Below are 23,009 nucleotides of genomic sequence, written 5' to 3'. Positions count from 1 at the left end.
GCCAGCAGTGGACGTCCCGACGCAGGCCGGAACCGGTGGGCGGAGGAGAAGCGAGCGGGCCGACGCAGGCGGAAGCCGGCGGACGGGGGCAGGAGCGGGCGGGCGGATCCCGGAAGCGGGCGGACGAGTGGCCGACCACGGTGGAGGTCGGGCGACAGCGGTGGCGGCACGGACCCGGACGAACGCCCGTAGCAGGACGATCGCGGGGACGAGGCGTCAGCGGGGCTTGGTGGCGGCGATCGCCAGGGCGTCGGGGACAGGACCGGAGCCGGACTCGATCACCCGGGTCACCACCAGACCGGCCGCGGTGACGGCGTTGAGCAGGTCGGCCAGGGGCAGGTGCCAGGCGCCGACACGCGCCCGCACCCCCACGGCGTTCCACGACCGCAGCGTGTGCTCCCGTGAGGCGTACCCGCCGTCGATCACGATCCGCTCCGGCTCGGACCGGTCGGCGAACGCGCCCACGTAACACGGGTGCACCCCGACGTGCACCAGCCGGCCACCGGGCGCCAGCACCCGCGCCGCCTCCGCGAGCGCGGCCGGATAGTCGGGCATGTCGGTGTGCGCGAGCACGCACACCGCGGCCGGCACCGCGCCGGCGGCCAGCGGCAGCGCTGTCGCGTCAGCCCGGGCCACCGGCAGCCGCGACCGGGCGTGGCGCAGTTGCCCGCCGGACAGATCCACACCCACCGGCGTCCATCCGAGACGGCGCAGCTCGGCCGCGTGCGCGCCGGTGCCGCAGCACAGGTCCAGGCAGCGGCCCGGGCCCTCGCCCAGCAGGCCGGCCAGCACCGACCGGATCCGGTCCATGTAGACCGACGAGGTCTCGCTGGCGTACTCCTCGTACCAGTCGGCGATGCCGTCGTACAACGGGGTCGTCATCTCCGCACGCTAGCCCCGCACCGGGCCCGCCGCTGCCCCGCAGATCGGCTACGGTGCCCCCATGACCTGGGAGGAGCTCGACGCGCACCTGGACAAGGTGCCCGGCACCATCTCCGCGTACGTGGGCCGGCCCGGCGCGCGGCCGGCGTGGACGCGGCGCGCCGACGCCACCCACTACGCGGCGAGCACCATGAAGCTCGCCGTGCTGGTGGCGCTGTTCCGCGCCGCCGAGGCCGGCCGGCTCGACCTGGACGCGCCGGTGCCGGTGCGCAACTCGTTCGACTCCGCGCTGCCCGGCGCGCCCCGGTTCGCCAACGCCCGGAACTACGACAACGACGAGGCGGTCTGGGACCGCGTCGGCGGGGACGCGCCGCTGCGCTGGCTCGCCGAACGGATGATCGTCCGGTCCAGCAACCTGGCCACGAACATCTGCATCGGCCAGGTGGGGCTGCCCGCCGTGGCGCGGGCGTGGGCGCTCGCCGGGGGGCGGCACAGCGTCACCGGCCGCGGCATCGAGGACTTCGCCGCCCGCGACTCCGGCATCGACAACCTGGTCACCGCCGCCGACCTGGCCGCCCTGCTCGGCGAGCTGGCGCTCGGCGCGACCCGGCCCGGCCCGCTCGCCTCGCCGTCTGCCTGCGCGGCCATGCTCGACGTGCTCGCCGCCCAGGAGCACCGCGAGGACCTGGCCGCCGGGCTGCCCGACGGCACCCGCATCGCGCACAAGAACGGCTGGGTGCGCGGCGTGCGCCACGGCGCCGGCGTGGTCTTCCCGGACGACGCGCCGCCGTACACGATCGTCGTCTGCACCACCACCGACCTGGCCGACGGCGGCGCGGACGGCGACGAGGTGGAGGACGACGCCTGCCGGCTGATCGCGCACGTCTCCGCGCGGGTCTGGGCGGCGCGGCACGACCTGGCCGGCTGACCCGGCTACTCCAGCAGCCGCTCGCGCAGCGCCGCGCGGTCCGCGTCGGTCACCCCCAGACCGTCGCGCAGGTACGCCTCGAACGAGCCGTGCGTCCGGCGCACCTCGTCGTAGGCGGCGTCCAGGTATTCCGGGCGCACCTCCAGCAGCGGCCGCGCCACCGCCGGATCCAGGTCCGGCCGGCGCTGGATCATCGCGGACAGCAGCACCTCGCGCAGGCTCTCGGTCAGCTCGTTGTGCACCAGGTAGTCGGCGCGGATCGCCTCCTCCTGGACGCCCAGCGCGGTCAGCAGCACCACCGACAGCCAGCCGGTGCGGTCCTTGCCGGCCGAGCAGTGGAACAGCAGCGGCAGGTTCGCGTCCTCGACGGCCAGCCGCACCGCCGCGCTGAAACCGGCCCGCGCCGACTCGCCGGTGACGAACCAGCGGTAGATCGCCGTCATCGCCCCCGGCATGCCCTCCCGGGCCAGCGCCGCGTAGGCGTTCAGGTCGTGGCCCTGCAGCACCGCCGAGACGTACGTGAAGACGGGATGCGCCGCGTCGTAGACGGGCAGGTGCACCACGCGGGGCGCACCGGCCAGCCGGTCCGGCGGGGCCACCGCCTGCTCGTGGACGTCACGCAGGTCCACCACGCAGGCCGGGCCGAGCTTGCCCAGCACCGGCAGGTCCTCGTCGGTGAGCCGGCCCAGCGCGGGCGTGCGGATGAGCCGCCCGGCGCGTACCCGCCGCCCGTCTGTCGTCGGCAGTCCGCCCAGGTCACGCGCGTTCGGCGCGCCCACCAGCTCCCATTCCCGCCCGGTCATCGGCCCTCCCCTGCTCGCCGCCAGTTGGCTATAGGGTGCCCCACATGACCATCGCCGCGGTACGCACCCACCGTCTGTCGGCCCCCTTACACACCCCGTTCGTCACCGCGCTGCGCCGCACCACCACAGTGGACACGCTGGTCGTGGAGGTGATCGACGGCGACGGCCGCTCGGGTTTCGGTGAGGCGCCGCAGGTCTGGCAGGTGACCGGCGCGTCGGTGGCCGGCGCCGAGGCGTGCGTACGCGAACTGCTCGCGCCGCTGCTGATCGGCCGGGACGCCGACGATCTCCAGGCGGGCTGCGCCCTGGTGCGTCGCGCCGTGGTCGGCAACGAGTCGGCGAAGGCGGCGCTCGACGTGGCGCTGCACGACCTGGCCGCGCGGCGGCTCGGCGTACCCCTGGTGCGTCTGCTCGGCGGCACGGCGCTGCGGGTGCCGACGGATGTCACGCTGGCCGCCGGCGACGCGGTCGACCTGGCCGCGACGGCGGCGCGGCGCGGTGCCGAGGGGTTCGGGGTGCTCAAGCTCAAGGTCGGCACCGACGCCCGCGGCGACCTGGACCGGGTGCGCGCGGTGCGGGCCGCGGTCGGGCCGGACGTGCGCATCCGGCTGGACGCCAACCAGGGCTGGACGCCCCGGGAGGCGGTGCGGGTGATCCGCGCGATCGAGGACGCGGGGCTCGACGTCGAACTGGTCGAGCAGCCGGTGCACCGCCGTGACCTGGACGGGCTGGCCTGGGTCAGCGACCGGGTCGGGCTGCCGATCCTGGCCGACGAGTCGGTCTTCGACGTGCGGGACATGGTCGAGGTGATCCGGCGGCGGGCCGCCGACATGGTCAACGTGAAGCTGGCCAAGTGCGGTGGGCTGCAACCGGCCCGCACGCTGCTGGACCTGGCCGCCGCGCACGGCATGGGCACCATCGTCGGCTCGATGATGGAGGGCCCGGTCGGCGTGGGCGCCGCCGCCAGCCTGGTCGCCGCCTACGGCACCACCGCCGTGTCGGACCTCGACGCCGCCTGGTGGCTGGCCTGGTCGCCGGTGACCGGCGGCATCCGGTACGAGGGCGCGAGCGTGCTGCTGCCGGACGCGCCGGGTCTCGGCGTCACCGGCCTCCGTGAAGCTAAAATTCAGTCACATGGTTGAGTAGCGGCAGAATTTTTCATATGGTCGCCCGGAGAAGCATTCCAGAGAGGGGTACGCGTGGCGCCTCAACCGTGCCGACAGGCCGTCGTACGGGTGCCGGTGGCGACCCTGTGGACAGCACCCGATGCGGTGCGCCCGATCGACCGGCCCGCTCTCGCCGACTGCCCCGACGTCGCCGGCTGGATCGCCGGGATGGACCGCGACCAGCGGGTCGGTGACTGCGTCCTGACCCAGTTGCTGCTCGGCGAGCCGGTACGGATCACCGAGACGCGGCCGGACGGCTGGGCCCGCGTCGTCGCGCTCGGCCAGCCCGCCGCGAAACACGGCGCCGACGGCTACCCGGGCTGGGTGCGGACCGCCCACCTGACCACCGCCGAGCCGGCCGGCGCCGCGCTGACCGTCGACGTCGCCCACACCACGCTGCACGCCTCGCCGGGCGGCGCACCCGCGCTTCGCGGCCTGGTGCTCGGCACCCGCCTGGAGTCGGCCGGGCGGCCGGTGGACGGCGGGCGACCGGTCCGCGTACCGGGTCGGGCCGACCTGCTGTGGGCCCCGGAGGGCGACCTGGTGCCGCTGCCGGCCGAACGCCCCGAGGCCAAGGAGGTGCTCGCGGTCGCCGAGCGGCTGCGTGACCTGCTCTACGTCTGGGGCGGCCTGTCCACCGACGGCATCGACTGCTCCGGGCTGGTCCACCTGGCCTGGCGGCGGCACGGGATCACGCTCCCCCGCGACGCCGACGACCAGGCGGACGCGACGACGCCGGTGGCGCTCGGCGACGAACGTCCCGGCGACCTCTACTTCTTCGCGCGGCCCGGCCGGCGCGTCCACCACGTCGGGATCGTCTCGGCCGAGCCGCACGGCGGCCGGCGCCGGATGCTGCACGCCTGCTACCTGACCCGCCGGGTGGTCGAGGAGGAGCTGCCCGCCGACCGGGCCGCCACGCTCGTCGGCGCGCACCGCGTCTGACCCTGCGGTCAGGGGCGGGTCTTGACCAGCTCCCGTCGCCGGTCCCGCGACGACTTCGCCAGGCTTGCCGCAGTGGCCACGGCCAGGGTGCCGAGGATGACGGTGAGCGACAGCCAGATCGGGATGTGCGGGGCCCACCCCACGGGCTCGCCGCCGTTGATGAACGGCAGGTGGTTGTCGGCGAGCGCCTCCAGCATCAGCTTCACGCCGATGAAGCCGAGCACCACGGCGAGGCCGTAGCTGAGGTAGATGAGCCGGTCCAGCAGGCCGCCGAGCAGGAAGTAGAGCTGCCGCAGCCCCATCAGCGCGAAGACGTTGGCGGTGAAGACCAGGTACGGCTCCTGGGTGATGCCGAAGATCGCCGGGATCGAGTCGAGCGCGAAGATCAGGTCGGTGGTGCCGATCGCGATCATCACGATCAGCATCGGGGTGAACAGCCGCCGACCGTTCTCCCGGGTGGTGATCTTCGCCCCGTCGTAGTCCCGGGACAGCGGCAGCGCCCGCCGGCTCCACCGGATCAGCACGTTCTCGCTGAACTCGTCCTCGTCCGGCTCGCCCTGCCGGGCCAGGTTCACCGCGGTGTAGATGAGGAACGCGCCGAAGATGTAGAACACCCAGGAGAACTGGGAGATCAGCGCCGCGCCGGCCGCGATGAAGCCGCCGCGCATGACCAGCGCCAGGATGATGCCGACGAGCAGCACCTTCTGCTGATACTGCCGGGGCACCCCGAAGCGGGCCATGATGATGACGAAGACGAAGAGGTTGTCCACCGAGAGGCTGTACTCGGTGAGCCAGCCGGTGTAGAACTCCCCCGCCACGCGGCCACCGGCGGTCAGCCAGAGCACCCCGCCGAAGATCAGCGCCAGGCCGACGTAGAAGCCCACCCAGAGGCTGGACTCGCGGACGCTGGGCTCGTGCGGTCGCCGGCCGATGATGAACAGGTCGGCGAGCAGGACCGCGATCATCGCGATCAGCGTTACCGCCCACACCAATGCGGACACGTTCAAATCCATCCTCCGGCAGACACGCGGCCTCGGGCACACCGTACGCCGGGTGGGCTGCAGGGGTGCGTCGACGCTGACAGGGGTGACTGTCGGAGGTCTCTTCCGCCGGAGCCTGACAGCAGGTTCCGACCGACGGAGCCGGGTCGGGCCACCGTAAGGTACCGGCGCTCTTCCGTGCTGACGACTCCACCGCGAGGGAATACTCCCCTCCTCGGGCGCCATTGTTCACCATCACACCCAGGTGCCGCATCTCCGGGCCGTCGTACGGCTGGGTGACGTGCGCCGCCTCACCCCGCGTAGCGCATCCTAGGAGGCTAGCCCAGCAACTCTCGCCCGGGCGTCTCCCCCGGTGCGTACACCCGGCGGGGTGGCATGGCAGGCTGCGGACATGGTTCTTGAGGTCGCGCTGATCGATGTGACGCCCGGAAACGAGGACGACTTCGCCGCCGCCTACGCGCAGGCACGGCCGATCCTCGCCGGCGCCGAGGGCTGCCGTTCCGTGCGGATGACCCGGGGCGTGGAGTCGCCCACCCGGTTCGTCCTGCTGGTCGAGTGGGACTCGGTCGAGGCGCACGACGTGAACTTCCGCCAGACCGACCGGTTCGCGCAGTGGCGCGGGCTGATCGGCCCGTACTTCGCGGGGCCGCCGCTGGTCGAGCACTTCACCGACGTCCCGGCCTGAACTGTCGTACCCGTGCCGTAGCCTGCGCGCTGCGCGGCCACCGGCCCCGACGGTCATCGGGGGCGCCGGGCCCGGTGGCCGCGCCAGCTCGTGCCGGTCGATCCAGCTCGCGCCGGTCAGCCCAGGTCGTGCGGATCGCGCTGACGGGGCACCGGCGCGGCGCCCAGCCGCCGGGCCACCAGCTCGGCCGTGGCATCGGGTGGCAGCGCGACCGCGAGCAGCCGCTCGATGACCCGTTCGTAGTGGCTCACGTCCGTCTCGGACACCAGGCGCACGTCGGTGGTCAGCGTCTCCACCAGCACGGTGCGCGGGTCCGCCGGATCGGGGTAGGCGTAGTAGGAGAACGGCGCGAGCGGGTGCGGGCCGTCGCCGCAGGACGCGCCGGGCAGCAGCCGGACGCTGACGCGAGGCCGCTCGGCGAGCGCGAGCAGATGCCGCATCTGGTCACGCCACACGTCACCGGGCAGGCCGTCCGGGTCGCAGACCCGCTCGTCGATCAGCGCCGTGTAGTGCGGCGGATCCGGCCGGATCAGCAGCTCCTGACGCGCCGCGCGGGCGCGGACCTCGGCCTCCACGTCCACGTCCCCGGTCAGCGCCGCGCCCGCCGATACGCGCAACCGGGCGTACGCCGGGGTCTGGAGCAGGCCGGGCACGAGCGCGCACTGATACTCGACGATGCGCTCGGCGCCCGCCTCCAGCTCGACGTACGCCCGCTGCCGTTCGCCCATCTCGCCGAGCGCCCGGGACCAGCCGCGTCCGGTGGCGGCGTCCCGGGCGATGACTATCAGCTCGTCCCGCTGCGGTGACGGCACCTGATAGACGTCGAGCAGGTCGAGCACGTCGGCCAGGTCGGGCCGACTCTGCCCCAGCTCGATGCGGGACAGCTTCGAGGTGGACGCCCAACCCAGCCGGACGCAGACCTGCTCCAACGTGAGCGACTCGCGACGGCGCAGCCGGCGCAGCTCCACACCGAGCCGCGCCCTCCGGACCACGGGACTTGCTGACAACGGCATGCACGCCTCCCAGGGGAGGAGAGTACGCATGACCATCACGCTCGGCAATACCTCGCCCACACAGCGCTACCACGCCCGGAGTAGGCGCCAGTCGTTCAGGGGCGGTAGGTGCCGAACGACCAGACGTGCCCGGACAGGTCGCGGGCGATGTAGTCACGGGAGCCGTAGTCGGTGTCGAACGGCGCCCTGATGATCTCCGCGCCGGCCGCCCCGGCCCGCTCGTGATGCGCGTCGACGTCCTCGATCGCCAGGTAGACGCGGTAGTCGTCGTCGGCCGGGCGGGGCTGCGGCGCCGGCCCCGGGCCGAGCATCACCAGATCGCCGGCGTACTCCAGCTCGACGTGGACCAGGGTGCCGTCGGGCAGCTCGTGCAGCTCGCGCACGGTGAGGCCGAACGCGGAACAGAGGAATTCGACGGCGGCTCGCACGTCGGGATAGCGCAAGACGGGATAAACGCTCTGCATGCCGCCAGTCTGCCGCCGCCTCGGTCAGGCCGGATTGGACGAATGAGATCCCGGCCCGGCCAGCGCGGCCGGGGTGACGCCGGCGAACTCGCGGAACTCCCGGATCAGATGCGACTGGTCGTAGTAGCCCCACCGGGCCGCCCGCTCCGCCCAGCCGGTGTCGTCGGGCACGGCGGAGGGCGCGGTGAGCACGGTACGGCCCAGGCTCGCGTACGCCCGGTCGAAACGCAGCAGACGGGCGACGGTCCTCGGCGGCAGGCCGAACTCCCGTCGGAACCGGACCGACAGGTGGCGACGCGACCAGCCCAGCTCCTCGGCCAGCGTGGCCACGCCGACCGCTTCCCCGCCGCCGTCCAGCCGCCGCCAGGCGGCCAGCAGGTGCGGGTCCACCGGCGTGGTCGCCGCCAGCCGCGCGGACAGCGCGGCGTCGAGCCGGGCGAAGCGCTCCGGCCAGCCCGGCGCTGCGGCCAGCTCGTCGCGCAGCCGGGCCAGCCAGCCCGCCACCGCGTCGACCGGCGCCGCCCGGTTGGCCAGCTCGGCCAGCGGCAGCCCGAGCAGGCGGCGGGCCGCCGGGGCGGTCAGCATCACCTGGACCCCGGTGCCCGTCCCCACGGTGCGGGTGGCGCACCAGCTGTCGAACGGGCCGGCCAGGAAGGCGTTCGTGCCGTACGCGCCCCGGGCCCGGTCACGCGGGTCGGCGACGTCCATCGGGGCGCCCCAGCCCAGGATCAGCACCACGAACGCGCCCGCCACCTCCCGGCGCGCCAGCGGGACGGACACGTCCTCGCGGTAGCCGAGGTAGCTGTCCACCCACTGGCGCAGTCGCGGATCGGGGCGCGCGACGACGGCCTCGGTCAGCATCGCGCCGCCCCGGCCGTCACGCCGGTCACCGGACTCCTGCGGCGTCCATCCCGCGCAGCTCCTTCTTGAGGTCGGCGACCTCGTCCCGGATGCGTGCGGCCAGCTCGAACTGCAGCTCCCGCGCGGCGGCGAGCATCTGGTCGTTGAGCTCCTGGATGAGGTTGGCCAGGTCGGCCCGGGCCATGCCCTCGCGGGACGGGGTGGTCGCGGCGCCCCGGCGGCTGCGGGTCTCCTTCACCGGCGCCTTGCCCCGGGAGAGCTGCCGCACGGCACCGCCGACGTTGCTGTTCTCGGTGTCCTCCGCCTCGCGGTAGATGTCGTCGAGGATGTCGTGGATCTTCTTGCGCAGCGGCTCCGGCTTGATGCCGTTCGCCTCGTTGTGCGCGATCTGCTTGGCCCGGCGCCGGTTGGTCTCGTCGATCGCGTCCGCCATCGACGGCGTGATCTTGTCGGCGTACATGTGGACCTGGCCGGAGACGTTACGGGCCGCCCGGCCGATGGTCTGGATCAGCGACCGGCCGCTGCGCAGGAACCCCTCCTTGTCGGCGTCGAGGATCGCCACCAGGGAGACCTCGGGCAGGTCGAGACCCTCCCGGAGCAGGTTGATGCCGACGAGCACGTCGTAGTCGCCCTTGCGCAGCTCGCGCAGCAGCTCGACCCGGCGCAGCGTGTCGACCTCGGAGTGCAGGTAGCGCACCCGGATGCCGTTCTCCAGCAGGTAGTCGGAGAGGTCCTCGGCCATCTTCTTGGTGAGCGTGGTGACCAGGACGCGCTCGTCCCGCTCGGTGCGCAGCTTGATCTCGTGCATGAGGTCGTCGATCTGGCCCTTTGTCGGCTTGACCACGACCTCCGGGTCGATCAGGCCGGTGGGGCGGATCACCTGCTCGACGAACTCGCCCTGCGCCTGCTCCAGCTCCCACGGGCCGGGGGTGGCGGACAGGTAGACCATCTGGCCCACCCGCTCCAGGAACTCGTCGAAGCGCAGCGGACGGTTGTCCGCCGCGCTGGGCAGCCGGAAGCCGTGGTCGATGAGCATCCGCTTGCGGGAGGCGTCGCCCTCGTACATGCCGCCGATCTGCGGGATCGTCACGTGCGACTCGTCGACCACGGTGAGGAAGTCGTCGGGGAAGTAGTCGAGCAGGCAGTGCGGCGGGCTGCCGGGCAGCCGGCCGTCGATGTGCATGGAGTAGTTCTCGATGCCGGAGCAGAAGCCCACCTGCCGCATCATCTCGATGTCGTAGGTGGTGCGCATGCGCAGCCGCTGGGCCTCCAGCAGCTTGCCCTGCCGCTCCAGCTCGGCCAGCCGCTCGCCCAGCTCGGCCTCGATGTCGCGGATCGCCCGTTCCATCCGCTCCGGGCCGGCGGCGTAGTGCGTGGCCGGGAAGATCATCAAGCTGTCGACCTCGCGGACCACGTCACCGGTCAGCGGGTTCAGGTAGTAGAGCTTCTCGATCTCGTCACCGAACAGCTCGATGCGGACCGCCAGCTCCTCGTACGCCGGGATGATCTCCAGCGTGTCGCCGCGGACCCGGAAGGTGCCGCGCTGGAAGGCCATGTCGTTGCGCGTGTACTGGATGTCGACCAGCCGCCGCAGCAACTGGTCACGGTCCAGCTCCTGCCCCACCTTCACCCGCACGGCCCGGTCGAGGTATTCCTCCGGCGTGCCCAGCCCGTAGATCGCCGAGACGGTGGCGACCACGATGACGTCGCGCCGGGTGAGCAGCGACATGGTGGCCGAGTGCCGCAGCCGCTCGACCTCCTCGTTGATCGAGGAGTCCTTCTCGATGTAGGTGTCGGTCTGCGGGATGTACGCCTCGGGCTGGTAGTAGTCGTAGTAGGAGACGAAGTATTCGACGGCGTTGCGCGGCAGCAGCTCGCCGAACTCCTTCGCCAGCTGGGCCGCGAGGGTCTTGTTGGGGGCGAGCACCAGGGTCGGCCGCTGCAGCCGCTCGACCAGCCACGCCGTGGTGGCGCTCTTGCCGGTGCCGGTCGCGCCGAGCAGCACCGTGTTGCGGTCGCCGCGCCGCACGCGACGCTCAAGCTCGTCGATGGCAGCCGGCTGGTCACCGGCCGGCTGGAACTCACTGACGACCTGGAAGCGGCCGTCGAGCCGGGGAATGTCGAGCGCCATGACACCAACCGTACGCCCGCGGTCCGACACTTCCGGCCACGACCACGGACCGTCCCTGATCAGCTTCGATATTCCCATTGTGTGGCTCATCTCACGGGTTTACCCTCGTACCGTAGGCCGCTCGCGGCGGCCGACCGGGCCGGCGACCGCCCCCTTCCGAGGGCCGGTTGCCCCCGGCGCCAGGGCCGCAGCACCCGGGTCGACCGGCGTGCGCGCCGACGGTGGTCGCGCGCAGGCGCTGACCGGCCGCCGCGAGCGCCCCTGCTCGTCACCGAAACCCCGCTCTCGCGTTTTCCACTCGTGGGGACCTCTCCCGACCGCCGGCCGCGACGCGAGCCGCCCGACACCGGCGCGCCCCCGTCCGCCGACGACGCCGGCCGCCCGCGCGGCGCGGGTCGCCCCCGCCGCCTCACCGCCCGCGGCGGCGGCGACCAGTCCGTGCCCCGTGAGCCCGGCCGCCGGCACCGCCGCGCCCGCACCAGCACGCCGGCCCGGCCCGCCACCGTGGCCGGCCGGCGCCGCCGCGAGCTCGTCACCGGCCGCTCCCCCGCTCACCCGGCCCGGCCCGGAGGCGGCCCGGAACTGGACGGCGCCGACGACCCACCGGACGGGCCGGGCCGCCGCCGGATCATGCTCGCCGCGCTCGCCGGCGCCGCCGTGATCTCCGCGACGGCGCTGGTCGCCGCGCTGCTGACCGGGACGCCCGGGCCCGACGCACCGGCCGGGACGACTCGCCCGCTCACCTCCGCCGAGGCCGACCGGGTGGCCGCGCTGCGGGTCACCAACCTGCGCGACGTACGCGCCGGCGTCCGGGTCACTGTGGGCGCCGGCGGCGCCCGTACCGAACTGGTCGGCTGGGTCGACTGGGCCCGCCCCCTGGTCTACCTGGACGTCGGCGGCCCCGGCGCGGACGCCGACCGGGGCCTGGCCCAGGCCACCGGCTCCGCGTTGCTCGTGCGCCCCGACCCCGGCGCGCTCCCCACGCCGGCCCGGCCCCCGCTGGTGCCGCCCACTGACGGCTGGCGGATGCGGGCCCCGGGCGGCGGGCACGGCCTGGGCGCGGTACGCGACCTGCTGATCGGGCTCGGCGCCGGGCGGGTCGACCCGCCCGGCGCCGACGGCCGGTGGCTGCGCCACGACAGCGTCGGCGGCATCCCGGTGGACGTGCTCCAGGCCCCGCTCGCCGTGCCGGGCGACCCGCGGCCCACGCTCTGGCTGGACGCCGACGCCCGCCTGCACCGGCTCGCCGGACGGCTGGCCGACGGCACCCCGGTCACCGTCGAGCTGAGCCGCGCGGACCGGCCCACGCTGCACCCGGTGGACGCCCTCGGCGGCCGGCCCGGGCAACCCCGTGCCCTCACCGACGACGAGGCCGAGCGGCTGGCCGCGCTGCCCGCCCGCCTGCGCGCCGTCGGCGGCGCGGCGGTGACCGTGACCGCCCCGCTCGGCCCGTCCGCCACCCTGCGCGGCACGGGCACGCTGAGCTGGGCTACCTCGTCGGCGTACCTGGTGGTGATCGAGGACGGCAGCGGCCGGCGCACCCTGCGCTGGGTCCGGCCGGGCCGGGTGGCCAAGGCGCACCGGTCCCCCGACGGGCCGGCCACGCCGCCGACGCCGATGCCGCCCGGGTTGCTCGCGGCGCCCGCGCGCCCGCCCGGCGACGACCTGGACCGGCTGATCGACGCGGCGCTGCGCGCCGGGACGCACGCGCCGGACGGAGACGCCGTCCGGGTACGGGAGGACCGGGTCGCCGACCGGACCGTCGACGTGGTCGAGGTGCCGGGCGGCAGGCGCTGGTGGCTCGACCGCGGTGGGCTGCCACGCCGGCTGGAACTGCGCACCGGGTCCGGTGTCTGGGTCCGGCTCGACCTCACGCCGGGCCGTGTGTCCGCCGGTCCACCGGGCCCGGCGTCGCGCTGACCCGCCCGCCGCCGCGCGCGACGCCGGGGGTGAGCGTCAGGGACGCCAGCCGGTCTGCGCGGCCCACTCCTCGGCGCGCAGGTGCTCCTCGTCGAACCACGGGTCGTTGACAGTGCCCCACGCCGCGTGCTCCGGCGCGGTGGCCGCCAGCTCCCGCTTCACCTGCAGGTAGTCGGCCCGCCGCGCCGGGTCGGCGCGCAGGTGGTCGCGCATCAGCAGCGCGTACCGCCAGCCGGGCGAGCCGGCCTCGCGCAGGTGCAGCCGCACCGGACGCCCCGGGTCCGCGCCGCCGTGCAGCCGCTTGGGCCAGCGCACCGGCTCCGGCTGCCGGGGGACGTCCCACCAGTCACCCGGCAGGCGCGGGAAGCCCGCCTCGGCCAGCCGCTGCGCGATCGGCCCGTCCGCCTCGTCCAGCGAGGAGACAGTCACCTGGATGTCGATCACGTCCGGCGCGGCCAGCCCCGGCACGGCGGTGGAGCCGACGTGGTCGACCCGGACGTCACCGCCCGCCGCGTGGCGGATCCGGGCGGCCAGCCGGGCGTACTGCTCGGGCCAGGTCGGGTCCGGCCCGGCGAGCGCCGCCGGGTCGGCCGGCACGGCGCGGCGCTCGCGGACGTTGCGCTCGTAGGGCACCAGGCGGTCCCGCCAGAGGGCGTCCACGGCGGCGTGCAGCTCGGTGAGCGTGCCGTCGTTGGCCAGCAGCACGTCGGCGACCGCGCGCCGGGTGGCGTCGTCGGCCTGCGCGGCGATGCGCCGCTGCGCCTCCGCCGCGGCCATGCCCCGGTCGCGGGTCAGCCGGGCCATCCGGGTCGGCACGGCCGTCTGCACCACGACCACCAGGTGGTACGTGGGCGCGAGCCCCACCTCGACCAGCAGCGGGACGTCGTTGACGACTATCGCGTCGGCGGGGGCGGCGGCGACCAGTTCGGCGCTGCGTGCGCGTACCCGGGGGTGGGTGATCCCTTCGAGCGTGCGGCGGGCGGCCTCGTCGCCGAAGACCAGCGCGCCGAGGGCGGCCCGGTCCAGCGCCCCGTCGGCGTCGAGGACCCTGTCGGAGAAGGCGGCGACCACCTCGGCCAGCCCGTCGGTGCCGGGCGCGACGATCTCGCGGGCGATGCGGTCCGAGTCGACGATCACCGCGCCCAGCGCGGCGAGGCGGCTCGCCACCGCGCTCTTGCCCGATCCGATTCCGCCGGTCAGCCCCACCTTCAGCACCCGGACAGTCAACCGGATCGCTCGTCCACATGCCAAACCGTCCCGGCACACGACGCGGGCCCCGCCCCCGGCGCTCCGCTGGTGCGGAACGCGGGGACGGGGCCCGTCGTCAGAGGCGGTCGCCGGCTCGTCCGGTGGGACGAGCCGGCGTCAGCGTCCGGTCACTTGCCGCCGGCGAGCTTCTCCCGCAGCGCGGCGAGCGCCTCGTCGGTCGCGAGCGTGCCGGCCGGCTCCTCGGCCTGACGGCTCGGGGCCGAGGTCGAGGTGGTGGTGCCGCTGGTGGCGGGCGGAGCCGGGTTGGCAGCGGCCTCGGCGTCGGCGGCGCGGGAGGTCTGCACCTGCTTGGTGTGGGCCTCCCAGCGCTGACGTGCCTCGGCGTACTGCTGCTCCCAGGTCTCGCGCTGCTTGTCGTAGCCCTCGAGCCACTCGCCCGTCTCCGGGTCGAAGCCCTCCGGGTAGATGTAGTTGCCCTGCTCGTCGTAGGTCGCGGCCATGCCGTAGAGGGTCGGGTCGAAGTGCTCCTCGCCCTCGACGAAGCCCTCGTTGGCCTGCTTGAGCGACAGCGAGATCCGGCGGCGCTCCAGGTCGATGTCGATGACCTTGACCATGACCTCGGAGCCGACCTGCACGACCTGCTCCGGGATCTCCACGTGGCGCTCGGCCAGCTCGGAGATGTGGACCAGGCCCTCGATGCCGTCGTCCACCCGGACGAACGCGCCGAACGGCACCAGCTTGGTGACCTTACCCGGCACGATCTGCTGGATCGCGTGGGTGCGGGCGAACTGACGCCACGGGTCCTCCTGCGTCGCCTTCAGCGACAGCGAGACCCGCTCGCGGTCCAGGTCGACGTCCAGGACCTCGACCTCGACCTCCTGGCCCACCTCGACGACCTCGGACGGGTGGTCGATGTGCTTCCAGGACAGCTCGGAGACGTGCACGAGGCCGTCCACGCCGCCCAGGTCGACGAACGCGCCGAAGTTGACGATCGAGGAGACGACGCCCTTGCGGACCTGCCCCTTCTGCAGCTTGTTGAGGAACTCGGTGCGCACCTCGGACTGCGTCTGCTCCAGCCAGGCACGGCGGGACAGGACCACGTTGTTGCGGTTCTTGTCCAGCTCGATGATCTTGGCTTCGAGCTCGCGGCCGACGTACGGCTGCAGGTCACGCACACGCCGCATCTCGACGAGCGACGCGGGCAGGAAGCCGCGCAGGCCGATGTCGAGGATGAGACCACCCTTGACGACCTCGATGACCGAACCGCGGACGACGCCGTCCTCGTCCTTGATCTTCTCGATCGTGCCCCAGGCCCGCTCGTACTGCGCCCGCTTCTTGGAGAGGATCAGCCGACCCTCCTTGTCCTCCTTCTGGAGGACGAGGGCCTCGATGTGGTCGCCCACCGAAACGACCTCGGCCGGGTCCACGTCGTGCTTGATCGACAACTCCCGAGAGGGGATGACACCCTCGGTCTTGTAGCCGATGTCGAGCAGGACCTCGTCCCGATCGACCTTGACGACGGTGCCTTCGACAATGTCGCCGTCGTTGAAGTACTTGATGGTCTCGTCGATCGCGGCGAGGAAAGCTTCCTCAGAGCCGAGGTCGTCGTGGGTGACCTTGTTGGCGCTCGAGGTGGCCTCGATGCTGCTCGTCATGTGGGCGGTTGCTCCGGTCGGATGGGTTGTCACAGCGGGCATGGGTGTCGCGGTGACTCTGCCGCGCCAACGGATCCGTCGCCGGGCACACCGAACGATCGACGCGAGAAGATCATTAGTGGCTCCGGTGACCGCGCACCTGCTCCCTGCCGAGGCACACGATCCGCGAGCGCATCGTCTAGCCTACCCGCTGCATTACCACAGCGTGCAAGCCCTCCCGGGTCCGCGCGAACTCATCCGCTGCGAAAGCGGAGATTTTGCGCGGTAAGGGGCCACAGCTGTCTCGTCCGTCACACCCGTCCCAACCGCCACCCCACCCGACCGGCCGGACGCCGCCGGACCTAGCGTGGACGGGTGGACGACGACAGGGTGACCCGCCGACGGGTCGACGCCGGTGAGATCCGCCGGGCCAACCGCGGGTGGTGGGACACCGACGCCGACGCGTACCAGGCAGAGCACGGCGCGTTCCTCGGTGACGCCGACTTCGTCTGGTGCCCGGAGGGCCTGCGCGAGGCCGACGCGCGGCTGCTCGGCGACGTGGCCGGCCGGCGGATCCTCGAACTCGGCGCCGGGGCGGCCGCCGCCGCCCGCTGGCTCGCCGCCCAGGGCGCCCGGCCGGTCGCGCTGGACCTGTCCGCCGGCATGTTGCGGCACGCCGCCGAGGCCGCCGAACGCACCGGGGTACGCGTGCCGCTGGTGCAGGCCGACGCGCTCGCCCTGCCGTTCGCCGACGCCGCGTTCGACACGGTCTGCACCGCGTTCGGCGCGATCCCGTTCGTGGACGACTCGGCGGCGGCGATGCGCGAGGTGGCCCGGGTGCTGCGCCCCGGCGGCCGGTGGGTCTTCTCGGTCACCCACCCGATGCGCTGGATCTTCCTGGACGACCCGGGCGAGGGCGGGCTGACCGCCGTGCACTCGTACTTCGACCGCTCCCCCTACGTCGAGCAGGACGAGCACGGCGTGGCCACGTACGTCGAGCAGCACCGCACCCTGGGCGACCGGATCCGGGAGCTGGTCGGCGCCGGGTTCCGGCTGCTGGACCTGGTGGAGCCGGAGTGGCCGGCCGGGCACGAGGGCATCTGGGGGCAGTGGAGCCCGTTGCGCGGCCGGCTGTTCCCCGGCACCGCGATCTTCGTCACCGAGAAGCCCACGGGCTGAGCGCGTCGCACGTCCGGTGCGACACGAGCTCCGGCACCCGGCGGTACGCTCGCCGCATGAGCGCCGAGCCCATCCCGACATCACCTGGCCCCTGGTGTCCGGACCCGATGCGGCAGCAGCGTGCGGACTACACGCTGGAGGATCTGCTCACCCTGCCGGACGACGCCCCCCGCGTCGAACTCGTCGACGGAGTCTTCCAGGTGACACCCTCCCCCACCCTGGGCCACCAGACAATCTCCAGCCTGCTGTGGCTCTGGCTTCGATCGCACGCACCGGCTCACCTGCGGGCGTCCCAAGCCGTCGGAGTCGGGCTCAGCCCCAACACCAGCCGGCAACCGGACGTCCTGCTCCACCACGCCGGGCTGCCGAGCGACAGGTCCCTCCTGCGACCGGCGGACGTCGTCCTGGCCGTCGAGATCGTCTCCCCCGGCACCCGGCGCGTCGACCGGTTCGCCAAGCCGGGCGAGTACGCCGCCGCGGGGATCCCCTTCTACTGGCGGATCGAGCAGGATCCGGTGCACCTCTACGCGTACCGCCTCGGTGACCGGATCGGCCCGGGCGGCGAGCGGCAGTACGAGCTGGTGGACGACAGCAGCGAGGTGATCGAGCTGCCCGAGCCCTTCGCGATCAAGCTGCCGATCGCGGAGATCCGGCCCTGACGACGCCGTTACTCGGTATCCACTCCGGGTAACCGGGCGGCATGGCCGAGAAGGAGTTCCACGCCGGGGACCACGTCTCCTGGGCCAGCCACAGCGGCCGGGCGTACGGCGTCGTCAAGGAGAAGCTGACCGAGCGCACCCACGTCCGCGGGCACACCGTGAACGCCTCGCCGGAGCAGCCGCAGTACCGGATCACCAACGACGACTCGGGCCGCGACGTCGCCCACCGCCCGGAGGTGCTGCGCCATGAGTCGCGCTGAGGACCCGCAGCAGACGTACCGGGAGTTCACCGACGCGGTGAACATGAAGCCCGGTGAGCTGTCCCGCTGGCTGGAGACCGAGGAGTCCAAGCACGTCGGCTGGCACAAGAAGGGCACCGCCGGCGGCGAGTCGGTCGGGCACGACTCCGGCCGGCGCATCGTCGACCTGCTGCGCCGCAAGCGCGCCGACCTGACCGCCGCCGACTACAAGCACATGCGCAAGGTGATCGGGTACGTCCACCGCCACCTCGCCCAGCGGCCGTCCGGGGACGTGCGGGACACCAGGTGGCGCTGGTCGCTGATGAACTGGGGGCACGACCCGCTCAAGGGCTGAGCCCGCCCGGTCCGTTCGCCGCGCGTTGGTACCGTGCCGGCGATGACGACAGACGTCCCGACCGCCGGCCGTCATCCCCGCGCCGGACGGGTGGTCCTCCTGGCGGGCCTCGGCCTGATCGCCGTCGCGGCGCTCCTCCTGGTGACCACCGGGAACACCGGCATCCGCTACAGCGCCGACCACGACGGCACCGTGCCGATGTGGAGCCGCTGGATCCCGGCACTGGCCGGGATCGCGCTGATCCGGCTGATCCCGCCCGCGCCCGACCCGAGGTGGCCGGACCCGGTCGCGCCGTACCGCGAGGCGGTGCCGCTGCTGCTGGCCGGGATCGCGTTCGCCGCCGTCATGCCGCTGCTGGGCGGCGAACCCGCGTACACGGTGTTGAAGCTCGCGCTGCTGCTCGGCGTACCCCTCGTGGTGTTCCTGGCCGCGCGCCGCCGGCCGCCAGGGTGGCGGCCCGGCCCGGCCCCGGCGGACGCCGCCCACGGGTGGGGTCCGGCGCTGCCGGTGGCGGTGTGGCTGGCGCTCAGCTACGCGACGCCGCTGGCCGTGCCGGCGAGCGACTGGGGGCGGACCGTCACGCCGGTCGAGCTGGCCGTGACGCTGCTGGTGGCCTTCGCGGTGAACGCGCTGCTGGAGGAGGTCTTCTACCGGCGGTGGCTGCAGACCCGGTGGGAGTCGCTGCTGGGACGCTGGCCGGCGATCGTGCTCGCGTCGCTGGTGTGGGCGGTCTGGCACGTGGCCATCCAGGGCAGCGGCCGTCCCGCCGTCGACCTGGCGTCGGTGATCGTGAACCAGGGGGTCGCCGGGCTGTTCCTCGGCTACCTGTGGTCGCGGTACCGCCGCATGTGGCCGCTGCTCGTGGTGCACGGCGCGGTAAACGCGATGCCCGTCCTGCTCGGCCTCTGACTTGACCCTGCCGCAGGCGGCAGGGTCGGACGATGCCGGCATGGAACGCCGCACACCACGCGTCGCCGTGGTCACCGGTGCGGGCACCGGCATCGGCCGGGCCACCGCACACGCCCTCGCCACCGCCGGGTACGCCGTCGTCGCCGTCGGCCGGCGCGCCGCGCCGCTGTCGGAGACCGCCGCCGGCCGGCCGGACATCACGCCACTGACCGCCGACGTCACCGCGCCCGACGGGCCCGGCCGGATCGTCAGCGCCGCGCTCGACCGGTACGGCCGCCTGGACGTCCTGGTCAACAACGCGGGCGTGGCCGGCGGCGGGCCGCTGGCGGATCTGGACGAGGACGCCGCCCGGCGGCAACTGGAGACGAACCTCCTCGCGCCCGTCCGGCTGGCGCACGCCGCCGTCGAGGCGCTCGCCGCGACACGCGGTGTGCTGGTCAACGTCACCACGTCGGTCGGCCTGCGCGCCTGGCCGGGCAGTTCGGTGTACGCGGCCGGCAAGGCCGCGCTGGACTCGCTGACCCGCAGCTGGGCGGTGGAACTCGCACCGCGCGGCATCCGGGTGGTGGCGGTGGCGCCCGGCGCGATCGACACCCCCATCGGGGTGCACAGTGGCCTGTCCCCCGAGCGCCGCGCGGCGGTGCGGGACTGGCAGCTCGCGCACACCCCGGCGGGCCGGATCGGCCGCCCGGAGGACGTAGCCTGGGCGATCCGGCGGCTGTGCGGGCCGGAGGCGGGCTTCGTCACCGGCGTGGTGCTGCCGGTGGACGGGGGCGCGGTGGTCGCGTGAGAGGACGGTGACAGCGGTGCGGATCGGCGCGGTGGCGAAGGCGACGGGCTGCACGCCGCGTGCCCTGCGGCACTACGAGGAACACGGGCTCATCGCCTCGGCCCGGGCCGCGAACGGCTACCGCGAGTACGACGACGCGGTGGTCACCCGGGTCCGCAACATCCGTCACCTGCTCGACGCCGGGCTGACGCTCGACGACGTGCGGATCTTCCTGCCCTGCCTGGACGGGGACGTGGCGTCCGCGCCGCCGTCAGTGGCCGGGCTGCGGGTCGGCCGGGAGCGGCTGGCCGTGCTGGACGCCCGGATCGCGGCCCAGGTGGCCGTCCGCGACCGCCTGGCCGCCGCCCTCCAGGCCGCCGCCCCTGCGCACTCGCCCCTCCTCTCGCCGCCGTCGCCTCCTGTGAGGTGACCAAGGAGTTTGTGTCACGCCAGAGCCCGTTCGGGGACACAAACTCCTTGATCACCGCCGGGGCGGGCGGGTGGTGGCGCGGGTGGGACGGCGGCGGGGTGTCAGTGGTCGGCGCTGTTCCAGTCGCGGCCCTCGCCCACCGACACCTCCAGCGGCACCGACAGCGGGTACGCCTCGCCCATCTGCTTACGCACCAGCGCCTCCAACGCCTCCCGCTCGCCCGGCGCGACCTCGAAGACCAGCTCGTCGTGCACCTGCAGCAGCATCCGGGACCGCAGCCCGGCCTCGCGCAGCGCGCTGTCGACGTGCAGCATCGCGACCTTGATGATGTCGGCCGCCGAACCCTGGATCGGGGCGTTGAGCGCCATCCGCTCGGCCATCTCCCGACGCTGCCGGTTGTCGCTGACCAGGTCGGGCAGGTAGCGGCGGCGGCCCAGGATGGTGGAGGTGTAGCCGTCCTGGCGGGCGCGGGCCACCACCTCCTGGAGGTAGTCACGCACCCCGCCGAACCCGGCGAAGTAGTTCTCCATCAGCCCGCGCGCCTCCTCGGCGCTGATGCCGAGCTGCTGGGACAGGCCGAACGCGCTGAGCCCGTACGCCAGGCCGTAGTTCATCGCCTTGATCTTGCGGCGCTGGTCGGCGGTGACGTCCGCGACCTCGACGGTGAAGACCGAGGACGCGGTGGCTGCGTGGAAGTCGTGCCCGGAGTTGAACGCCTCGATCAGCGCGTCGTCGGAGGACAGATGCGCCATGATCCGCATCTCGATCTGGCTGTAGTCGGCGGTGAGCAGGCACTCGTAGCCCTCGCCGACGACGAACGCGCGGCGGATCCGCCGCCCCTCCTCGGTGCGGATCGGGATGTTCTGCAGGTTCGGCTCGGTGGACGACAGCCGCCCGGTCGCCGCCACCGTCTGGTTGAACGTGGTGTGGATCCGGCCGTCGTCGGAGACGGACTTGAGCAAGCCGTCGACAGTCGACTTGAGCTTCGCCACGTCGCGGTGGCGCAGTAGGTGGTGCAGCAGCGGGTGCTCGGTCTGGGCGTAGAGCCACTGGAGCGCGTCCGCGTCGGTGGTGTAGCCGGTCTTGATCCGCTTGGTCTTGGGCAGGCCCAGCTCGGTGAAGAGGATCTCCTGCAACTGCTTCGGCGACCCGAGGTTGAACTCGCGGCCGACCACCTCGTACGCGCTCTGGGCGGCGGCCTTCACCTCGGCGGCGAAGTGCGCCTCCAGCTCGGAGAGGTAGTCGGTGTCGGCGGCGATGCCGGTGCGCTCCATCGCGGCGAGCACCCGCATCAGCGGCAGCTCCACGCCGGCCATCAGCCGGGCCGACTGCTCGCCGTCGCGGGACAGCTCGGCGTCGATCGCGTCGGCCAGGTCGAGCGTGGCGCGGGCCTGGAGCATGAGGTTCTGCTCGGCCGCGCCCTCGTCGCCGAACCCGTCGAGCGTGAGCTGACCGGTCTCCGGCGCGTCGACGCGCAGCTCCCGGTGCAGGTAGCGCAGCGCCAGGTCGGTCAGGTCGTACGAACGCTGGTCGGGGCGGGCCAGGTAGGCGGCGATTTGGGTGTCGCGGGCGATGCCGTGCAGCTCCCAGCCGTGCGCGGCGAACGCCAGCACGGCCGGCTTGCTGTCGTGCAGCACCTTCGGGCGCTCGGCGTCGGCCAGCCAGCCGGCCAGCGCGGCCTCGTCGCCGGCGTCCAGCCGGCTCGGGTCGAACCAGGCGCCCGCGCCGGCGGCGGTGGCCAGCGCCATCCCGGTCACGGTGGCGGTGTGGCGGCGGTTCGGGCCGGTGTCGAGCGTGACCGCCAGGCCGACCGGCGTGCCCGCCGGGGCGTGCGTGTCGAGCCAGCCCGCGAGCGCGCCCGGCTCGGTGAGCACCGCGCCGTCCAGGTCGAAGCCCGCCTCGGCCTCCGGCTCGACCGCTTCCAGGTATTGGTAGAGCCGGTCGCGCAGGATGCGGAACTGGAGCGTGTCGAAGACCTGGTGCACCGCTTCGCGGTCCCAGCCCTGCCAGCGGGCGTCCTCGGGGCGTACCGGCAGCTCCAGGTCGGAGACCAGGCAGTTGATCTCGTAGTTGCGGATCACGTCGGCGAGCCGCTCGCGCAGGCTGTCGCCGGCCTTGCCCTTGATCTCGTCGGCGCGGGCCACCACGCCCTCGACGCCGCCGTACAGGTTGATCCACTTGGCCGCGGTCTTCGGGCCGACGCCGGGCACGCCGGGCAGGTTGTCGCTGGTCTCGCCGACCAGCGCGGCCAGGTCGCGGTAGCGATCAGGGGTGACGCCGTACTTCGCCTCGACCGCGGCCGGGTCCATCCGGGCCAGGTCGGAGACGCCCTTGCGCGGGTAGAGCACCGTGACCCGCTCGCCGACGAGCTGGAACGCGTCCCGGTCGCCGGTGGTGATCAGCACGTCCATGCCCTGGTCGCGAGCCTGGCAGGCGAGCGTGGCGATGACGTCGTCGGCCTCGTAGCCCTCCTTCTCGACCACCGGCACGCGCAGCGCGGCGAGGACCTCCTTGACCAGGCTGACCTGGCCCTTGAAGTCGGTGGGCGTCTCGCTGCGGCCGGCCTTGTACTCGGAGTACTTCTCGGTGCGGAAGGAGCGGCGGGACACGTCGAACGCGACCACGATGTGGGTCGGCTGCTCGTCGCGCAGCACGTTGATCAGCATCGAGGTGAAGCCGTAGACGGCGTTCGTCGGCTGCCCCGTGGTGGTGGAGAAGTTCTCCACAGGCAGGGCGAAGAACGCCCGGTATGCCAGGGAATGTCCGTCGACGAGGAGCAGGCGCGGCGTCGTAGCTGTCACGGCTGCGACTCTAGTCCGTACGCCCGACA

At 73.5% G+C, this 23,009-nt stretch carries 21 protein-coding genes and 1 pseudogene; 12 read left to right on the top strand and 10 right to left on the bottom strand.

Annotated elements, in window-relative coordinates; all coding sequences use genetic code 11:
• Window positions 1-216 precede the first annotated feature (216 nt).
• Window positions 217-882, bottom strand: a complete 666-nt coding sequence (locus tag A8711_RS20300; protein WP_069089078.1) for a class I SAM-dependent methyltransferase — start codon at window positions 880-882, stop codon at window positions 217-219.
• Between the two features lie 61 nt (window positions 883-943).
• Between A8711_RS20300 and A8711_RS20295 the strand changes: the two genes are divergently transcribed.
• A complete protein-coding gene (locus A8711_RS20295) occupies window positions 944-1,810 on the top strand; it encodes a serine hydrolase (RefSeq protein WP_069089077.1) in 867 nt (288 codons plus the stop codon).
• A 5-nt stretch (window positions 1,811-1,815) separates the two neighbouring features.
• Here the strand turns inward: A8711_RS20295 and A8711_RS20290 are convergent, their stop codons facing one another.
• Window positions 1,816-2,613: a tyrosine-protein phosphatase gene (locus A8711_RS20290; protein ID WP_043329595.1), complete on the bottom strand. Its 798-nt coding sequence runs from the start codon at window positions 2,611-2,613 to the stop codon at window positions 1,816-1,818.
• 44 nt (window positions 2,614-2,657) lie between these two features.
• On the opposite strand from A8711_RS20290, the gene A8711_RS20285 reads away from it, so the two are divergent.
• A complete protein-coding gene (locus A8711_RS20285; RefSeq protein WP_069089076.1) occupies window positions 2,658-3,755 on the top strand; it encodes a mandelate racemase/muconate lactonizing enzyme family protein in 1,098 nt (365 codons plus the stop codon).
• A gap of 129 nt (window positions 3,756-3,884) precedes the next feature.
• Window positions 3,885-4,721 carry an NlpC/P60 family protein gene (locus A8711_RS20280; protein ID WP_233607855.1) on the top strand — a complete coding sequence of 279 codons (837 nt, stop codon included), beginning with the start codon at window positions 3,885-3,887 and terminating at the stop codon, window positions 4,719-4,721.
• Between the two features lie 8 nt (window positions 4,722-4,729).
• Here A8711_RS20280 and A8711_RS20275 read toward each other — a convergent pair whose 3' ends face one another.
• Window positions 4,730-5,728 carry a TerC family protein gene (locus A8711_RS20275; protein ID WP_043329590.1) on the bottom strand — a complete coding sequence of 333 codons (999 nt, stop codon included), beginning with the start codon at window positions 5,726-5,728 and terminating at the stop codon, window positions 4,730-4,732.
• Window positions 5,729-6,113: 385 nt separating this feature from the next.
• On the opposite strand from A8711_RS20275, the gene A8711_RS20270 reads away from it, so the two are divergent.
• Window positions 6,114-6,407, top strand: a complete 294-nt coding sequence (locus tag A8711_RS20270; RefSeq protein WP_030503827.1) for an antibiotic biosynthesis monooxygenase — start codon at window positions 6,114-6,116, stop codon at window positions 6,405-6,407.
• 116 nt (window positions 6,408-6,523) lie between these two features.
• Here A8711_RS20270 and A8711_RS20265 read toward each other — a convergent pair whose 3' ends face one another.
• From A8711_RS20265 to uvrB, 4 genes are all read right to left on the bottom strand, one after another.
• On the bottom strand, window positions 6,524-7,420 hold the full coding sequence (locus tag A8711_RS20265) for a DUF5753 domain-containing protein (protein ID WP_030503826.1): 897 nt from the start codon (window positions 7,418-7,420) through the stop codon (window positions 6,524-6,526).
• Between the two features lie 95 nt (window positions 7,421-7,515).
• Complete coding sequence (locus tag A8711_RS20260; RefSeq protein WP_069089074.1) at window positions 7,516-7,884, bottom strand: VOC family protein; 369 nt, start codon at window positions 7,882-7,884, stop codon at window positions 7,516-7,518.
• Window positions 7,885-7,908: 24 nt separating this feature from the next.
• Entirely contained in the window at window positions 7,909-8,745 is an 837-nt protein-coding gene (locus A8711_RS20255) for a helix-turn-helix transcriptional regulator (RefSeq protein ID WP_069089073.1), read from the bottom strand.
• Between the two features lie 25 nt (window positions 8,746-8,770).
• Complete coding sequence (gene uvrB, locus A8711_RS20250; RefSeq protein WP_043329585.1) at window positions 8,771-10,876, bottom strand: excinuclease ABC subunit UvrB; 2,106 nt, start codon at window positions 10,874-10,876, stop codon at window positions 8,771-8,773.
• A 300-nt stretch (window positions 10,877-11,176) separates the two neighbouring features.
• Here uvrB and A8711_RS20245 point away from each other — a divergent pair, with 300 nt between their 5' ends.
• Window positions 11,177-12,796, top strand: coding sequence for a hypothetical protein (locus tag A8711_RS20245; protein WP_255365654.1), 1,620 nt, complete (start codon window positions 11,177-11,179; stop codon window positions 12,794-12,796).
• Between the two features lie 36 nt (window positions 12,797-12,832).
• Here A8711_RS20245 and coaE read toward each other — a convergent pair whose 3' ends face one another.
• Both coaE and rpsA read right to left on the bottom strand, forming a co-directional pair.
• Window positions 12,833-14,011: a dephospho-CoA kinase gene (coaE, locus tag A8711_RS20240; RefSeq protein WP_069089072.1), complete on the bottom strand. Its 1,179-nt coding sequence runs from the start codon at window positions 14,009-14,011 to the stop codon at window positions 12,833-12,835.
• A gap of 161 nt (window positions 14,012-14,172) precedes the next feature.
• Window positions 14,173-15,702 (bottom strand): 30S ribosomal protein S1, encoded by a 1,530-nt coding sequence (gene rpsA, locus A8711_RS20235; RefSeq protein WP_051611429.1) that lies wholly within the window; start codon window positions 15,700-15,702, stop codon window positions 14,173-14,175.
• Window positions 15,703-16,014: 312 nt separating this feature from the next.
• Between rpsA and A8711_RS20230 the strand changes: the two genes are divergently transcribed.
• The 7 genes and pseudogenes from A8711_RS20230 (at window position 16,015) to A8711_RS20200 (ending at window position 20,179) form a co-directional block, all read left to right on the top strand.
• A complete protein-coding gene (locus A8711_RS20230; protein WP_069089071.1) occupies window positions 16,015-16,818 on the top strand; it encodes a class I SAM-dependent methyltransferase in 804 nt (267 codons plus the stop codon).
• Window positions 16,819-16,925: 107 nt separating this feature from the next.
• Window positions 16,926-17,477 (top strand): Uma2 family endonuclease, encoded by a 552-nt coding sequence (locus tag A8711_RS20225; RefSeq protein ID WP_069089070.1) that lies wholly within the window; start codon window positions 16,926-16,928, stop codon window positions 17,475-17,477.
• Window positions 17,478-17,518: 41 nt separating this feature from the next.
• A complete protein-coding gene (locus A8711_RS20220) occupies window positions 17,519-17,737 on the top strand; it encodes a DUF2945 domain-containing protein (RefSeq protein ID WP_043329581.1) in 219 nt (72 codons plus the stop codon).
• Window positions 17,724-18,068, top strand: a pseudogene (locus A8711_RS20215) (DUF3140 domain-containing protein); the annotation flags it as partial. The gene A8711_RS20220 and the pseudogene A8711_RS20215, both read left to right, overlap by 14 nt.
• A gap of 45 nt (window positions 18,069-18,113) precedes the next feature.
• Window positions 18,114-18,980 (top strand): CPBP family intramembrane glutamic endopeptidase, encoded by an 867-nt coding sequence (locus tag A8711_RS20210; protein WP_069089069.1) that lies wholly within the window; start codon window positions 18,114-18,116, stop codon window positions 18,978-18,980.
• A gap of 40 nt (window positions 18,981-19,020) precedes the next feature.
• Window positions 19,021-19,770, top strand: a complete 750-nt coding sequence (locus tag A8711_RS20205) for an SDR family NAD(P)-dependent oxidoreductase (protein ID WP_069089068.1) — start codon at window positions 19,021-19,023, stop codon at window positions 19,768-19,770.
• A gap of 7 nt (window positions 19,771-19,777) precedes the next feature.
• Entirely contained in the window at window positions 19,778-20,179 is a 402-nt protein-coding gene (locus A8711_RS20200) for a MerR family transcriptional regulator (RefSeq protein ID WP_083297058.1), read from the top strand.
• 101 nt (window positions 20,180-20,280) lie between these two features.
• Here the strand turns inward: A8711_RS20200 and polA are convergent, their stop codons facing one another.
• Complete coding sequence (polA, locus tag A8711_RS20195; RefSeq protein ID WP_069089067.1) at window positions 20,281-22,980, bottom strand: DNA polymerase I; 2,700 nt, start codon at window positions 22,978-22,980, stop codon at window positions 20,281-20,283.
• Window positions 22,981-23,009: the final 29 nt, after the last annotated feature.

The sequence above is a fragment of the Micromonospora sp. II genome (assembly GCF_001709195.1).
In the GTDB taxonomy this organism is placed as follows: Bacteria; Actinomycetota; Actinomycetes; order Mycobacteriales; family Micromonosporaceae; genus Micromonospora; species Micromonospora chalcea.
The sequence above is the reverse complement of the archived record's forward strand: the minus strand, read 5'-3'. Positions and strand labels throughout refer to the sequence as shown.

Coding starts and splice junctions, on each gene's coding strand:
- A8711_RS20300 (WP_069089078.1), bottom strand. CDS start 882: ATGACGACCCCGTTGTACGACGGCATCGCCGACTGGTACGAGGAGTAC.
- A8711_RS20295 (WP_069089077.1), top strand. CDS start 944: ATGACCTGGGAGGAGCTCGACGCGCACCTGGACAAGGTGCCCGGCACC.
- A8711_RS20290 (WP_043329595.1), bottom strand. CDS start 2,613: ATGACCGGGCGGGAATGGGAGCTGGTGGGCGCGCCGAACGCGCGTGAC.
- A8711_RS20285 (WP_069089076.1), top strand. CDS start 2,658: ATGACCATCGCCGCGGTACGCACCCACCGTCTGTCGGCCCCCTTACAC.
- A8711_RS20270 (WP_030503827.1), top strand. CDS start 6,114: ATGGTTCTTGAGGTCGCGCTGATCGATGTGACGCCCGGAAACGAGGAC.
- A8711_RS20265 (WP_030503826.1), bottom strand. CDS start 7,420: ATGCCGTTGTCAGCAAGTCCCGTGGTCCGGAGGGCGCGGCTCGGTGTG.
- A8711_RS20260 (WP_069089074.1), bottom strand. CDS start 7,884: ATGCAGAGCGTTTATCCCGTCTTGCGCTATCCCGACGTGCGAGCCGCC.
- A8711_RS20255 (WP_069089073.1), bottom strand. CDS start 8,745: ATGCTGACCGAGGCCGTCGTCGCGCGCCCCGATCCGCGACTGCGCCAG.
- uvrB (WP_043329585.1), bottom strand. CDS start 10,876: ATGGCGCTCGACATTCCCCGGCTCGACGGCCGCTTCCAGGTCGTCAGT.
- rpsA (WP_051611429.1), bottom strand. CDS start 15,702: ATGCCCGCTGTGACAACCCATCCGACCGGAGCAACCGCCCACATGACG.
- A8711_RS20225 (WP_069089070.1), top strand. CDS start 16,926: ATGCGGCAGCAGCGTGCGGACTACACGCTGGAGGATCTGCTCACCCTG.
- A8711_RS20220 (WP_043329581.1), top strand. CDS start 17,519: ATGGCCGAGAAGGAGTTCCACGCCGGGGACCACGTCTCCTGGGCCAGC.
- A8711_RS20210 (WP_069089069.1), top strand. CDS start 18,114: ATGACGACAGACGTCCCGACCGCCGGCCGTCATCCCCGCGCCGGACGG.
- A8711_RS20205 (WP_069089068.1), top strand. CDS start 19,021: ATGGAACGCCGCACACCACGCGTCGCCGTGGTCACCGGTGCGGGCACC.